This is a genomic window from Micromonospora sp. NPDC049891, assembly GCF_040660295.1.
GTDB lineage: Bacteria > Actinomycetota > Actinomycetes > Mycobacteriales > Micromonosporaceae > Micromonospora.
The window spans coordinates 216,595-231,417 of sequence record NZ_JBFAML010000002.1; the positions used below are offsets into that span (position 1 = coordinate 216,595).

Sequence of the window (14,823 nt, forward strand, 5' to 3'; positions counted from 1 at the left end):
GAGTGGGTATGTCACTGAGACATGATCATGCCTCAGTGACATACCCCTCCACAGCAGTCCTGTGGCTCAGGCAGCGCGGGTCCACTGCATGCTGGTCGCGGAGCCGCACGTCCGCTGCTCAAGGGCAGCGCCGGCAGCGGTCGAGCCGCCGACCACGTTCAGGCACTTGCTGCTGTTGACGTTTACCAGCTGGTGGTAGCCGTCACCCGTCGACCGCCAGCTGAAGACCTGGTTCAGGCCGTCGTGGCAGGTGTACTGGATGATCTGCGCGCCGTCGGCGGTGGAGACGTCGCGTACGTCGACGCACTTGCCGCTGTGCACGCTCTGCAGCCGGACGTTGCCGTTGCCGGCGTCGAGGAAGCGCCACTGCTGCCAGGCGCTGCCGTTGCTGCTCCACTGGCCGATCACCGCGAGGTTGTCGAGGTTGGGCTGCTGCACGTCGACGACCTGTCCGCTGTTGCGATTGGTGATCCGGTAGGCCGTGGGGGCGCTACCGCCACCGGCGAACTGCCACCAGTTGACGTTGAACAGGTTGCCGCTGCCACCGGCGAAGCGCAGGTAGAGGTCGCGGGTACCGGTGGCTCCGCTCACCCCGCAGCTGGTTGTCGTCCAGTTCTGCCAACCGCCGGTGCCGGCCACCGTGCAGGTGCCGACGAGCGGGCCGCTGGCGCTGTCCAGCCGGACCTCGATGCGGCCACCGCTGGTGGCCGAGGCGACCCGCGCGGAGAAGGTGGTCGCCCCAGTGCCGAAAGCGACCCCCTTGACCTTGATGTAGTCGCCGTTCTCGATCCAGCCGACGTTCATGCCACCCTCGCTGGACGGCTCGGTCTCGATGCCGGACCCCCAGGCGATCGTCTCGGCCTCCTGTCGCACGTACGGGTTCAACGTGCCGACCTGGGGCGCCCCGGCGGTGGTCATGTTCATTGTGGGGATGGTGCCGTTGGAGTTGTAGGTGAACTTCTCCACGGCGACCGACCGGGTGTAGCCGCCACCGCCGGGCAGCGCGCCGTTGTGATAGAAGAAGTACGATCCGCCGGCAAAGTCGATCACGCCGGGGTGATTGGTGAAGCTGGAGCCCTGCCGGGGCATGACCGTTCCCCGGTACGTCCACGGACCGGTCGGGCCGGGTGCCGTCGAGTAGCCGATGAACTCCGAGCAGCACTCCGCCGCGAACACGTTGTAGTAGAGCCCGTTGCGCTTGTAGACCCACGGCCCTTCCTCGTAGAGGGTGGGCCGGCTGGCGTTACCGGTACGGGTACCGAAGCCCGCAGTGGTCAGCGGGATCTGGGTCGGGCCACCGGAAAACGAGATCATGTCGGAGTTGAGCCGTACGTACCACAGGTTCGGATTGCCCCAGTACAGGTACGCCTGGCCGTCGTCGTCGATGAACGCGTGCGGATCGATCTCGCCGTTGCCGACGAGCGGACGGCCGAGTGCGTCACGGAACGGCCCGGTCGGGCTGTCCGCGACCCCCACCCCGATCACCATCTGCCCGTTCGAGCGTTGCCGGACGGGCACGTACCAGTAGAACTTCCCGTTACGGGCGATGACGTGCCCGGCCCACGCGTTGGCGTCCGCCCAGGCGAACGTGGCCAGGCTCATCGGCGTGCCGTGGTCGGTCCAGTTCACCATGTCGGCCGAGGAGAAGACCCGCCAGTCACGCATGGTGAAGTAGGTGGAGCCGTCCTCGTCGTGTCCCGTGTAGAGGTACACCCGGCCGTTGTGCAGCATCGGTGCCGGGTCGGCGGTGTAGATGTGCTGGACGATCGGGTTGTCGGCTCGCGCGGTGCCGGGTAGCAGGGCGATCGTGCAGGCCACGCTCGCGAGCACGGCGACGAGGCGGCGGAGCCCCGTCGCACTCCTACGCGCGGCCCGCGGCGTCATGCGACACCTCCAGGGTGCCGGGTGGTGCGGGCACGCGGCGTCGCGCCGCGTGCCCACGATTGCCGTCCGGTCCTCATGCCCGGCTCCATCGCTGGTTGGCGTTGCCGTGGCAGGACCAGAGGATCACCGCGGTCCCGTTGGCCGTACCGGCGTTGTTCACGTCCAGACACAGCGAGGGGAAGCGGCCGTTGCTCACCGTCCCGTTGGCGTTGAAGGTCCACTGCTGGTTGGTGCCGCCGTTGCAGTCCCAGATCTGCACCCGGGTGCCGTTTACCGCGTTCGTCGGCACGTCCAGGCACTTGCCGAGAACCCGCAGCGTCTGGCCCTGCTGGCTGATCTGCTGGTTGGGGTTGCCGTGGCAGTCCCAGATCAGGGTGCCGGTGCCGTTTGCGGTGTTGGAGTTGTCGAGATCGAGGCAGCGCCCGGAGGACTCGCTGCGCAGCCGGAAGGTGCTCGGGACCGGCGGGTCGGTGGTGCCGCCGCCGCTGACCCGGTACACCACGGTGCCGTGTGCCGGCACGCTCGCGGAGATGGTGCCGGTGGTCGTCGAGGTGCCGTTTGTCCACGCGTTGAGCAGCGTGAACGAGCTGCCGGTCTTGCCGATAGCCGCCGCCGTGGTGGAGATCGTCGTGGTGGAGTTGCCCTGGTTGAACAGGGCGACCGCGACGTCACCGTTGGCCAGGCGCTTGGCCAGGATCCGTCGGGTGCCGTCATGGGAGACCTGGACGGCCTGGAGTCCCAGCGTGTCCTGGTTGATCGCGACCAGGTTCTGGTTCCGCAGGATGTCCAGCGTCGCCGTGCTGGCCGAGCGCAGGTCGTTGCCCATCATCAGCGGCGCTGCCATGATCGCCCAGAGCGCGAAATGGCTGCGCATCTCGGTGTCGTTCATCCCACCGTTGCCGACCTCAAGCATGTCCGGGTCGTTGAATCCGCCCGGTGCGGCGTAGCCGGCCAACGGCACGTTCACGTTGACGATGTTCTGGATGCCCATCGGGTACCCGTTGGTCTGGCCGCTGTCCCAGGTGTTTGTGATGTCCTCGGTGGTCCGCCAGAGGTTCGCCACGTCGCTCCAGTTGCGTTGCGGCCCGGTCTTCTCGTGGATGCTGTTCGAGTTGATGCTGTAGACGATCGGCCGGCCGGTGGCCGCCAGCGCGTCGCGCATGATGCTGAACCGCGCCACCTGATCGTTGATGGTGCCGGTGGGGGAGCACCAGTCGTACTTGAGGTAGTCCACGCCCCAGGCGGCGAACTGCCGGGCGTCCTGGTACTCGTGTCCCAGGCTGCCCGTGGCGCCGGGGAAGGAGTTGAAGTACTGGGCACAGGTGCGGTCCAGCGGTGCCTGGTAGATGCCGAACAGCAGGCCACGGGAGTGCAGGTAGTCGCCGAGGGCCTTCATGCCGCTCGGGAACCGCTGCGGGTGGGCCTGGAGGTTGCCCTGCGCGTCCCGGTTCGGATCGAACCAGCAGTCGTCGACGACGACGTACTTGTAGCCGAGGTCGCGCAGACCCTGGTTGACGATCGAGTCGGCCATCTGCCGGATCAGGGTCTCATTGATGTTGCAGCCGAACGTGTTCCAGGTGTTCCAGCCCATCGGCGGGGTACGGGCGACGCCGTTGTTCAGCGCCTGCGCCGGCTTGGGGGAGATGACCCCGTCGGCGAAGCTCGCGGTGAGCGTCACCGCCAGGATGCCGAGGGCGGCGGTCAGCCACCTTCTTGCGCTACGCACGTTGAATTCCTCCTTGTCAGTGCGGTCATCGGTTCGGCCACCGGTTGCCGGCGTCGCGGCGGTCGGCGGGGGTGCGGCCGTGGAACTGTGCTGGTGGTGGATCCCGACCCGACGCCCCGCTCACGCGCGCTGTCGTGCGGGGCGCCGACGCGCAGGGCTCGGCTGGCACCGGTCGTCACGCCGTTTCGGGCCTGGACGGCGCCAGCCGTGACGTGCCGACAGGTACCGTTCCGATGACGAAAATGTTATCGCTATCATCAATGTCTGTAAATTGCCTGTTGCCAGCTGCGCGGCATCCTGGCGCACTGTGCGGGCTTCGGGCGGTACTCAGCGGAATGCCGGTGTGACCGCTAACAGAAGACTCTGGGAGAAGCTGTGCGGCGGACGCGGTCGGGCCGCCGGTCACCGGGGCCGCTGCTGGCGCTAGACTGTGCGTGATCTAGCGCTCTCCACCCGGACGGCACGGCCGGCGTGGGCACCGCGCGAGGGGATCTTTGTACCTGAGCCGTGCCAGTCATCGCCGACGGGCTGCGGCGATGACTGGATTGCGGGGAGTGTGAGATGGCCGTACGCGATCCTGCGATGACGGACGTGGCCCGCCTCGCCGGTGTTTCCCATCAGACGGTCTCACGCGTGCTGAACGGTCACCCGAACGTCCGCGAGCAGACCCGGCTGCGCGTGCAGGCGGCCATCGCCGAGCTGGGCTACCGGCCGAATCGAGCGGCCCGTGCGCTGGTCACCGGCAGGTCGCAGGTGATCGGGGTGGTGGCTCAGAACACCACCCTCTACGGCCCGGCCTCCCTGCTGGCTGCGCTGGAGCAGACGGCCGCCGAGTCCGGTTTCGCGGTGAGCGTGGGCAGTGTGCGCGACCTCGACCATCGGTCGATCTCCGCGGTGGTCGAGCGGCACCTGGCACACCGGGTCGCCGGCATCGTGGTGATCGCGCCGGTGGAGTCGGCCGGTGAGGCGCTGGAGCGGCTACCCAAGGACGTGCCGCTGGTGACCGTGGACGGGGATCCCCACCGGCCGATGCCGCTGGTGACAGTGGACCAGGCGGCCGGCGCCCGGGCCGCCACCCAGCACCTGCTCGACGCCGGGCACCGTACGGTCTGGCATGTCTCCGGTCCGTCCGACTGGTTCGACAGTGCCGGCCGCATCGAGGGCTGGCGGGAGGCACTGACCTCGGCCGGCGCGGAGATCCCGCCGCTGGTGCCGGCGGACTGGTCCGCGGCGGCCGGTTACCGGTGCGGGCAGATGCTGGCCCGGATGCCGGACGTCACAGCGGTCTTCACCGCCAACGACCACCTGGCCCTCGGGGTGCTGCGGGCCCTGCACGAGCACGGTCGCCGGGTGCCGGACGACATAAGCGTGGTCGGCTTCGACGACGTGCCGGAGGCCGCGTACTTCATCCCGCCGCTGACCACCGTGCGACCGGACTTCGGCGCGGTGGCCCGGGCGAGCCTGGAGATGCTGCTCACCCAGATCGAGTCGGTGAGCGGCGGCGCGTTGCGCGAGACCATCGCCCCCACCCTGGTGGCGCGCCGCAGCGTCGCCCCACCTCCCCGCCGCTGAATCACTTCCGATGAGCTGATCAAGAAGTTCTGGTCGCGTTTGGCGCGACCAGAACCTCTTGATCAACCTGGGTCCCCCCATCCCGGCAGGGGTGGGGGAGTGGGTGGGTGGGTCAGGTTGCGGTGCAGGTGGGGGTGGCGGAGGGGCCGGTGCCGGTGCCCTGGAAGCCGAACTCGGTGCTACCGCCCGCGCCGACCTGGCCGTTGTAGCTGACGTTGCTGAAGTTCACCGTCCCGGTGCTGCCACTGGCCTGCGCGTTCCAGGTGCCGGTGACCGCCGCGCCGCCAGGCAGCGTGATCCGCACGGTCCAGCCGCGGATCGCGGCGTTGCCGGCGGTGACCCGGACGGTGGCCACGAAGCCGCCGTTCCACGAGTTCAGCGACACCGACGCCGAGCAGGCGCCACCGCCGGGCGGCGGAGGCGTGGTGGTGGTCGGCGGCGGGTTCGTCGGGTTCGGTCCGCTGACGCTGTTCAGCGCGTTGAGCACCGACGTGTACGCGGGCTTCTTGTTCCCGTTGCGGTCGAACAGCAGCGGGTTGTCATCTCGCCAGGAGGCGGCGTCCCAGACACCCCACACCGTGATGCCGGTACACCGCGTCACGGCCAGGCAGGCCCGGGTCACCCGCTCGTAGATGCTCGCCTGGTTGCCTCCCTCGGCGACGTCCAGCTCGGTGATCTGGACGTCGACGCCCAGGTCGGCGAAGCGTTGCAGGTTGGCCTGGTAGTCGCTGGCGATCGTGGTGCCCAGGTGGGACTGGAAGCCGACGCAGTCGATGGGTACGCCGCGCTGCTTGAAGTCGCGCACCATGTTGTAGATGCCTGTCGACTTCGCGTTGATGCCGTCGGTGTTGTAGTCGTTGTAGCAGAGCTTGGCACCGGGGTCGGCCGCGCGGGCGGCCCGGAACGCGGCCTCGATCCAGTCGTTGCCGGTGCGTTGCAGGTTCGAGTCCCGCCGCGCGCCGCTGCCACCGTCGGCGAACGCCTCGTTCACCACGTCCCACGAATGGATCTGCCCCCGGTAGTGGGTGGCTACCCGGGTGACGTGGTTGATCGCCGCGTTGCGCAGCGCGGTGCCTGACATGTTCTGCGCCCAGCCCGGCTGTTGAGCGTGCCAGAGCAGGGTGTGGCCCCGGACGGACATCCCGTTGGCCCGGGCGTGCGCGACGAGCCGGTCACCCGCGCTGAAACTGAAGGAGTTCTGCTGAGGCTCGGTGGCGTACCACTTCATCTCGTTCTCGGCCACGATCGAGTTGAACTCGCGGTTCAGGATCGTGGCGTAGGCGCCGTTGGAGAGTTGGAACGAGTTGGTGGCAGCACCGAAGTAGCGACCGCTCTGCGCTGCCGCCGCGCCGAGGGTGCTGGCGGCGGCGTGCGCGGAGGGCGCGATGAGCGCGGTGGAGACGAGCAGCGCGGCAGTCGCCGCGACGGACATCAGCACGGTACGTGGGCGGATGCCCGCGACTCTGCCTCCGCTGGTTCTGAGTGTCATCGACGTGCCCTTTCGATGGTGGTGGTCCCGGCTCTCCGCTGCGGAGCAGGTGCCGTCGGCGGAGGTCCCGGCCCGGGCGTCCGGATCCGGGCACGGCGAGGCCGACCCGGACGCGGATCGCGCGGGTTACGCGGTGGGTTGAGATGTTCCGGTCCGCTCTTGGCAGCGGCCGTCCCCCGGGGTGGCGCGGTGATCTGTGCCGTCGAGGCGTGCCCTTCCGCGCGGATGGACAGCGCGCGGCGTCTCGCGGATGCCGGCCCGGACAGGCCACCGGGCGGGGTCGGCGGGTGGCCGCCTCGGCCCGGTGGCCGGTGATCTCGAACAGGAGCGTGCCCGTGCTCCCTGCCCCGAAGTTAGCATGTTATCGATAACATGCTCAAGCGATGATGGTGAATGTGGTGACGGTTCCGGACCGTCGTGGAGGCCGGTGTGCGCGCCCCGTGGCGGGTCCTGCACACCGGCCTCGGTGGCAGGTGCTCAGGCTCAGATGAAACGCCAACGGTGGTCGCCCGCGCCGCTGTCGTCCCAGATCACGATCTGGGCGCCCTGGCTGGACGAGGCGCCGGTGACGCCGAGAACCCGCCCGCCGTTGGCGGACTGGATCCGGAAGTAGCCGTTCGCGGCGTACCGCAACCGCCACCGGTTGCTGGCCGCCCCGTTGTCGGCCCACTGCACCACCCGGGCGCCGTTGGCGCTGCTGCCGTTCTCCACGCCCAGCACCTTGCCGCTGTTGGAGTTGCGCAGCCGCAGATAGCCGCCGCTGTCCACGATCGCGGTCCAGAGGTGGTCGGCGGTGCCGGTGTCACCCCACTGGATCACCAGGCCGCCGTCGGCGGTGGACATGTTCTGAACGCCGAGTACCAGGCCGGTGGCCAGGTTCTGGATCCGGCGGGTGCCGTTGGGCAGGAACCGCCACTGGTTGTCCGACGTGCCGTTGTCCGGATCCTGGACGACTCGGGCACCCTGAGCGGTGGAGCCGTTGAGGACGGCGAGCAGCTTGCCGGTGTGCCCGTTGCGGATCTTGTGCGATCCGTCCCCGACGTCCACGATCGTCCACCGGTGGTCGGCCGTGCCGGTGTCCGACCATTGCAGGACCTGTGCGTTGTCGGCTGTCGACATGTCCTGCACGCCGAGCACCTTGCCGCTGTTGGCGTTGCGGAGCTTGATCGCGCTGCCGTCGACGACAAGCTGCCAGTCGTGGTCCGCGGTGCCGTTGTCGGCCCACTGCAACGCCGGGGCCCCGTCGGCGGTGGACATGTTCTCGATGCCGAGTACCAGGCCACTTGCCACGTTGGCGAGCCGGAACGTTGCCGTCGTCCCGCCCGGTGACTGGCCGTTGGCGCTCCAGTAGACGGTGTAGTTGTGCCCGTGCGCCTCGTAGAACGGACCCAGGTTGACAGTGGAGCCGTTGGCGGTGGCGGTGAAGGTCAACGCCGAGGTGCTGGTCCGGGTGACCGAGGTGGTGGCCAGGGCGGGCAGCGCGGAGAGCGCGGTGTTGCCGTAGTTGCCGGAGAGCACCGCCGGACCGTAGGTCAGGGCGACCACGTTCGGATTGTCGTTGGCCGCCTGCACGATCACGCGCATCGGCAGCCGTACGGTCACCGTGTCGCCGGAGGTCCAGGACCGGGTGAGGGTCGCGTACGAACCCGGGGTGGTGGTGATGTTCTGCGTGGTGCCGTTGACGCTCACCGTCGCGCCCTGCGTCCAGGCCGGGATGCGGATTCGCATCGCCCAGGAGCCGCTGACGTTGCCGGTGACGGTGAGGGTCGTGGTGTCGCCGACCGGGTAGGTGGTGGTCTGGGTGACAGTGATGCCGCGTTGGGACCAGTTGAGCACCGAGGGCATGAACAGGTTCACCGTGAGCGTGGTGCCGTTGTGGAAGTAGATCGAGTCCATGAGCGTGGTGTTGCTCTCCAGGCCGGTGCCCTGGCAGCACCAGAAGGAGTTGTAGTCGGTACTCCAGGTACCGCCGCCCCAGGCCGGTCCCACGCCCCGCCGCCCGCCGGGATTCAACGGCGTGAAGTAGGTGATGTGGCCGTGGTTGTCGGCCGGGTTCTGCGCACCGACCAGGTGGTTGAGCAGGGCTCGCTCGTAGAAGTCGAAGTACGCCACGCGGTTCGGGTCCAGCAGCCACAACTCCCGGGTCAGCTTGAGCATGTTGTACGTGTTGCACGCCTCGCAGGTGTCGTTGCGCAGGTATCCGGCGATGGCGTTGGGTGCCCGGAAGTGCTCGGCCTGGCTGTTGCCGCCGATGACGTACGTGTGCGCGTTGACCGTCATGTTCCACGCGTTGCTGGCGATGTCCCGGTACCGGGTGGTGCCGGTGGCCTTGAACTCGCGCGCCGCGCCGATCCACTTCGGTACCTGGGTGTTGGCGTGCAGCCCGTTGAGCTGGTCGGAGTTGGCCGCGAGCGGGTTGAACACGGCGTTGTGGTCGAACCGTTGGGCGGCGGTGAGCCACCGGGCGTCGCCGGTCTGCTGGTAGAGGTCGGTCAGCACCGCGTTCATGCCGCCGAACTCGGTGCCCAGCATCGCCTGCATCTGAGCCGAGGTCAGCCGGCTGGTGCGCCAGTCGACCCAGCCGGCGAACGCCAGCAGGACGTCACGGGCCTGGTTGTTGCCGATGTACCGCCACACGTCGAGCAGCCCAGCCAGGGTCTTGTGGATGGCGTAGTACGGCACGTTGCCGTTGTTGAGCGTGCGGTTCTCCACGGCGGTGAAGTCGGACTCGGGGAAGCCGCTGAGGTACCCGGTGTTGAAGCCCGCCGCGGCGTTGTTGGCCTGACACCTGGCCAGCTCGGCCACCATCTGGTTGGCCTTGTCCCGGCAGGTGGTGTCGCCGAGTACCGCCCACATGTACGACCAGGCGGTCAGGAAGTGCCCCTGGGAGTGGGTGCGGAACGGGAAGTTGGGTGCCTCCCAGCCGCCGAGGGCCGCGGCACCGGCGGTGGAGAGCCGGTGGTTGGCCCGGAAGTTGTAGAGCAGCCGGTTGACGTCGACGAAGCGCAGGTAGTTGAGCGTGCGGTTCTGGTTGTCCAGCCAGCGGCTGGCGGTCAACCGCACCTGGCCCGGCTCGAAGGCGTAGGCGGAGACGCCGAGATCGGGCCGCACCGGGGCGAGCGCCGCGCTGGCGGTGCCGTTGGCGAGCGTGGGGCCGACGGCGGCGGCGACGGCGGCCGCACCGGCGGCCCGGAGCACGTGTCGACGGTTGAGGGACGGGTAGGGCATCACGACCTCCGTGGTGGCATGGGGCAGCGCCGCCCGACCCGGCGGGGGTGGTGGCCGACCGGGCGGCGAGGGTCTGTGCGATGGCGTCGACGCGCGACGCGCAGCACGCGTCGACTGGACCCGGCGAGTGGTTCGCCGTGCCGGCGTCTTATACCAAGTCCATCGATGTTATCGCTAACATACGTGGCTCAATATGCGTTCGCAAGATGTGGAACGGCGACCCCGATTTGACCCTCGACCCGGTCGAGGTCGGACGGTGCCGAAGGCAGTCGACCGGCGTCCTCCATCGACGCCGGCCGGGCGGTCGGCGGCGACGGGGGGTCTGTGGTGGTGGCGACGAGCGGGGACCGGACGAGGGTGCCGGGTGCGTACTGGGTGTGGGTGGGCGGCACCGCACTGAGTCTGATCGGCGTGCAGGCGATGGCGTTCGCGATGGCCTGGGCCGCGGCCGGGCACGGAGCTCGCTTCGCCGCTCTGGTGCCGAGCGCGATCGTGCTGCCCCGGGTACTGCTGCTGTTGGTCGGCGGCGCGGTGGCCGACCGGTTCGGCGCCTGGCTCGTCCTGCTCGTCTCGGACGCGGCGATGATCGTGGTCACCGTGGCGCTGGCGGCCGCCACCTGGTCGTCGCTCGACCCCCGGTTGCCGCTGCTGCTCGCCGCGCTGGCCATCGGGACCGTGGACGCCTTCCAGCTACCGAGTTCGGGCTCGATGCCGCGGCGGCTGGTGCCGCCGGAGGCGCTGGCCCGCGCGCTGTCGGCCCGCCAACTCGCCGGGCAGTTCGCACTGTTCGCCGGTCCGCCGCTGGGCGGCCTGCTGCTCGGCGTGGCCGGGCTCGCCGGGGTGGCGCTGAGCAACACCGCGACCTTCCTGGTGATGCTTGCGGTCCTGTTGGTGGTCCGTCCCACTGTCGACCGCCGGGGTGACGCCGGGCCGGCTTCGGGCCCGCCGGCTTCGGGCCCGCCGGCTTCGGGCCCGCCGGCTTCGGGCCCGCCGGCTTCGGGCGTGCTGGACGGGCTGCGCCTCGCCTGGTCGGTGCCGGTGCTGCGAGCCGCGCTCCTGGTGACCGGGGTGGCCGCCGGGTTCCTCCTGCCGGTCGGCAGCCTGCTGCTGCCCCTGCTGGCCCGGCAGCGGGACTGGTCACCATCGGCCACCGGCGCGGTGGTCGCGGCGATGGCGCTGGGCACCGCCGCCGTCGCGGTGGGCGTACTGCTGTGCGGCGCGTCCTCCCGTCCGGGCGTGGTTGCCGCCGTCGGTCTGCTGGTGGCCGCCGGAGGTGTGGTCGTGCTCGCGGCCGGACGCACCCCGCTGCCGGCCGTCCTGGCCGGTGTGGTCGTCGGTGTCGGCTCCGGGGGTTTCGCCACGCACGTCGGTCCGCTGGTGCTGGCCGCCACACCGCTCACCCACCTGGCCCGGGTGCAGTCCGTGCTGGTCCTCGCCCAGAGCCTGCCGTTGCTGGTGACGACAAACGGGTTCGGCCTCGTGGCGGAGGCCGCACCCGTTCCGGCGGTGCTGCGCGGCTGCGCGGGCGTACTCGTCGTGACCGGGCTGGCGGCCCTGGCGGTGCCGGCCCTGCGCCACGCGTCCCCGGTAATCACCCCTGCGGCTACCCGCCGCCGGAATATCTGACTAAAGTCAGCAATCATGGATCGTGCACTTGTCGACCTGGTGCGGCGCTTCAACCGCACGGTGACCCAGCGCGTCGGCGCGCTTGACGACAGCTATCTCGCCCGGGACCGGCCGCTCGCGCAGTCGCGGCTGCTCTGGGAGATCGGCCCGGGCGGTGCCGAGGTGGCGGCCCTGCGCACCCGGCTGGATCTCGACGCCGGCTACCTGAGCCGACTGTTGCGCACCCTTGAGGGGGCCGGCCTGGTGGTCGTCGGGCCCGGCGAGAGCGACGGGCGGGTACGCACCGCGCGCCTCACCGAGGCCGGCCGCGCCGAGTGGGAACTGCTCGACGGCAGGTCCGACGACCTGGCCTGGGCGGTGCTGGCGCCACTGACCGACGGCCAGCGGACCCGGCTCACCACCGCGATGGCCGAGGTGGAGCACCTGCTGATGGCCTCGCTCGTCGCCATCGGGCCCGGCCATCCGGGTGAGCCGCAGGCCCGGGCCTGCCTGCGGGCGTACGCGCGGGAACTCGCCGCCCGGTTCGACTCGGGCTTCGACCCGGCCGGCAGCGGAGTCGACGATCACGAACTGGTGCCGCCGGCCGGGCTGTTCCTGGTGGCCACCCTGGCGACCGAGGCGGTGGGCTGTGGCGCGGTGCGGTTGCCGCCGGGCGAACCCGCCGAGATCAAACGGCTGTGGGTGTCGGCGTCGGTGCGCGGCCTCGGTGTCGGCCGGCGCCTGCTGAACGAGTTGGAGCGGCATGCCGCCGCAGCCGGCGCGCGCAGCGTCCGCCTGGACACCAACCGCAGCCTCACCGAGGCGATCCGGCTCTACCGCAGCTCGGGCTACCGGGAGATTCCGCCGTACAACAGCAATCCGTACGCGCACCACTGGTTCGCCAAGTCGCTGGACTGACTGTCCGGTCCGACCCGGCCCATCTTGCCGCCAAGAAATGAATGATGATTCAATTCTTGGTGTGGCGTACCGGAGCACCGAGCGGGTGAGGGCACGGCTGACCGCCTCGCGCGAGCGGATCGTCGACGCGGCTCTCGGCATCCTGGCCGAGCACGGCTACGCCGGCTGCTCGGTCGCGGCCGTCGCCGAGCGGGCCGGGGTGGCCACCGGGAGCGTCTACCGGCACTTCCCGGCCAAGGCCGACCTCTTCGCCGAGGTGTTCCGCACCGCCAGCCAGCGGGAGATCGACGCCGTCACCCGGGCCGCCGCCGCCGAGGGCACGGCCGCCGCGCGGGTCCGGGCGGTCATCGAGACCTTCGCCGGTCGGGCCCTGCGATCCCACGGCTGGCGTACGCCCTGCTCGCCGAGCCGGTCGATCCGGCGGTGGAGGCACAGCGGCTGGTCTTCCGGCGCGCCCACGCGGCGCTGCTGGCCGGCTACATCGCCGACGGGGTGGCCGGCGGCGAGTTGCCACCGCAGGATCCCGAGCTGACCTCCACCGCCGTGGTGGGTGCCCTGGCCGAGGCGATGGTGGGTCCGCTGGCCGCCGGGGTCGCCGGTCCGGACACCATCGCGGGCCTGATCACCTTCATCCACCGCGCGTTGGGAGTTCCGTCGTGAGCACACACGAGGTGTTGAACCAGGTTCCGCCGCTGGTCGGCCAGGACACGGCGGACGAACCCGCCCTGCTCGACGCGCTGGCCCGGGAAGGGGCCGGCTGGGCCACAACCGAGCTGCACGAACTCGGCAGACTGGCCGGCACCGAGCAGGCGGCCGAGCACGGCCGGCTGGCCAACGAACACCCGCCGGTGCTGCGTACCCACGACCGCTACGGCCACCGGGTCGACGAGGTGGAGTTCCACCCCTCCTGGCACGAGTTGATGCGTACCGCCGTGGAGCACGGCCTGCACGCCGCGCCCTGGAGCGACGAGCGGCCCGGCGCGCACGTGGCCCGGGCCGCGAAGTTCCACGTGTGGCGTCCGGACGCCGGTCACGGCTGCCCGATCTCGATGACGTACGCGGCGGTGCCGGCGCTGCGGCACGCCCCCGACCTCGCCGCTCGCTACGAGCCGCTGCTCACCGCCCGCAGCTACGACTTCGGGCTGCGTGAGCCGCAGGGCAAGCAGGGACTGCTGGCCGGCATGTCGATGACGGAGAAGCAGGGCGGGTCGGACGTGCGGGCGAACACCACCACGGCACGCCCGGTATCCGACGGCAGCTACCGGCTGGTCGGGCACAAGTGGTTCACCTCCGCGCCGATGTGCGACCTCTTCCTCACCCTCGCCCAAGCTCCGGGTGGGCTCACCTGCTTCCTGGTCCCGCGTGTGCTTCCCGACGGCACCCGCAACCCGATGCGGTTGATGCGACTCAAGGACAAGCTCGGCAACCGTTCGAACGCCTCCAGCGAGGTGGAGTACGACGAGGCGGTGGCCTGGCGCGTCGGTGACGAGGGCCGGGGTGTGCGCACCATCATCGACATGGTGAACCTGACCCGCCTGGACTGCGTGATCGGCGCGGCGTCCGGCATGCGTCACGGGGTCGTCACCGCCACGCATCACGCCGCCCACCGGCGGGCGTTCGGCAGATACCTGGTGGACCAGCCGCTGATGCGGAACGTGCTGGCCGACCTGGCGGTGGAGTCCGAGGCCGCCACCGTACTGATGATGCGCCTGGCCGGGGCGACGGACCGGTCCGCCCGGGGCGACGCGGCGGAGACCGCGTTCAAGCGGATCGCCCTCGCTGTCGGCAAGTACTGGGTCTGCAAGCGGTGGCCCGGTCACGCCGCGGAGGCCCTGGAATGTCTGGGCGGCAACGGCTACGTGGAGGAGTCCGGGATGCCGCGACTGTTCCGCGAGTCGCCGCTGAACTCCATCTGGGAGGGCTCCGGGAATGTCGCCGCGCTGGACGTGCTGCGTGCGCTGGCCACCCAGCCGGAGGTGATGGCGGCGTTCCAGTCGGAGGTGGACGCCGCGGCGGGTGCCGACGCCCGGCTCGACGCCGCGGTCCGCCAGGTGCGGGCCGCGCTCGCCGATCCGGCCGATCTGGAGGTACGTGCCCGTCGGGTGGTCGAGCAACTGGCGCTTGTGCTGCAGGGTGCGTTGCTGGTGCGGCACGGTCATCCGGCCGTCGCCGACGCCTTCTGCGCGTCCCGGCTCGGTGGTGACCGGGGGCAGGCGTACGGCACGCTGCCGGCCGGCGTCGACTTCGCCGCGATCATCGACCGGGCCACCCCGAAGGTGGGCTGACCGGGCCGGGTGCCGCAGTGGCGTGCGACGGTCGCCACCCCGATTGGCTGTCCTGGCATCGTTCGTAATGAAATGGACTGGAATTTTCGACGAGGCCGTTCCGATGCAATTGGCCC

Annotated in this window: 11 protein-coding genes; 7 read left to right on the forward strand and 4 right to left on the reverse strand. The window is 70.2% G+C overall.

Translation table 11 applies throughout. The annotated features are described in order from the left end of the window. Positions 1-66 precede the first annotated feature (66 nt). Together AB0I71_RS04240 and AB0I71_RS04245 are read right to left on the reverse strand one after the other, a co-directional pair. Positions 67-1,884: a family 43 glycosylhydrolase gene (locus AB0I71_RS04240; protein WP_357581800.1), complete on the reverse strand. Its 1,818-nt coding sequence runs from the start codon at positions 1,882-1,884 to the stop codon at positions 67-69. 73 nt (positions 1,885-1,957) lie between these two features. After that, positions 1,958-3,475, reverse strand: coding sequence for a ricin-type beta-trefoil lectin domain protein (locus AB0I71_RS04245; RefSeq protein WP_357582008.1), 1,518 nt, complete (start codon positions 3,473-3,475; stop codon positions 1,958-1,960). 717 nt (positions 3,476-4,192) lie between these two features. On the opposite strand from AB0I71_RS04245, the gene AB0I71_RS04250 reads away from it, so the two are divergent. Next, positions 4,193-5,182: a LacI family DNA-binding transcriptional regulator gene (locus tag AB0I71_RS04250; RefSeq protein ID WP_199172344.1), complete on the forward strand. Its 990-nt coding sequence runs from the start codon at positions 4,193-4,195 to the stop codon at positions 5,180-5,182. 112 nt (positions 5,183-5,294) lie between these two features. Here the strand turns inward: AB0I71_RS04250 and AB0I71_RS04255 are convergent, their stop codons facing one another. Next, entirely contained in the window at positions 5,295-6,671 is a 1,377-nt protein-coding gene (locus AB0I71_RS04255; RefSeq protein WP_357581801.1) for an endo-1,4-beta-xylanase, read from the reverse strand. 4 nt (positions 6,672-6,675) lie between these two features. On the opposite strand from AB0I71_RS04255, the gene AB0I71_RS04260 reads away from it, so the two are divergent. Beyond that, a complete protein-coding gene (locus AB0I71_RS04260) occupies positions 6,676-6,813 on the forward strand; it encodes a hypothetical protein (protein ID WP_357581802.1) in 138 nt (45 codons plus the stop codon). Between the two features lie 341 nt (positions 6,814-7,154). On the opposite strand, the gene AB0I71_RS04265 is transcribed toward AB0I71_RS04260, so the two are convergent. Next, positions 7,155-9,899: a beta-L-arabinofuranosidase domain-containing protein gene (locus AB0I71_RS04265; RefSeq protein WP_357581803.1), complete on the reverse strand. Its 2,745-nt coding sequence runs from the start codon at positions 9,897-9,899 to the stop codon at positions 7,155-7,157. Positions 9,900-10,229: 330 nt separating this feature from the next. Here AB0I71_RS04265 and AB0I71_RS04270 point away from each other — a divergent pair, with 330 nt between their 5' ends. From AB0I71_RS04270 to AB0I71_RS04290, 5 genes are all read left to right on the forward strand, one after another. Beyond that, positions 10,230-11,525 (forward strand): MFS transporter, encoded by a 1,296-nt coding sequence (locus tag AB0I71_RS04270; protein WP_357581804.1) that lies wholly within the window; start codon positions 10,230-10,232, stop codon positions 11,523-11,525. 15 nt (positions 11,526-11,540) lie between these two features. Continuing rightward, the gene (locus AB0I71_RS04275; protein ID WP_357581805.1) at positions 11,541-12,422 is read left to right on the forward strand and encodes a helix-turn-helix domain-containing GNAT family N-acetyltransferase; all 882 of its coding nucleotides are present in this window, start codon (positions 11,541-11,543) and stop codon (positions 12,420-12,422) included. Positions 12,423-12,483: 61 nt separating this feature from the next. Next, a complete protein-coding gene (locus AB0I71_RS04280; protein ID WP_357581806.1) occupies positions 12,484-12,954 on the forward strand; it encodes a helix-turn-helix domain-containing protein in 471 nt (156 codons plus the stop codon). Further along, positions 12,930-13,082, forward strand: coding sequence for a hypothetical protein (locus AB0I71_RS04285; protein WP_357581807.1), 153 nt, complete (start codon positions 12,930-12,932; stop codon positions 13,080-13,082). Before AB0I71_RS04280 ends, AB0I71_RS04285 begins: the two co-directional genes overlap by 25 nt. Then, on the forward strand, positions 13,079-14,707 hold the full coding sequence (locus AB0I71_RS04290; protein ID WP_357581808.1) for an isovaleryl-CoA dehydrogenase: 1,629 nt from the start codon (positions 13,079-13,081) through the stop codon (positions 14,705-14,707). The genes AB0I71_RS04285 and AB0I71_RS04290 overlap by 4 nt, the downstream gene beginning before the upstream one ends. The last annotated feature ends 116 nt before the right edge of the window (positions 14,708-14,823 follow it).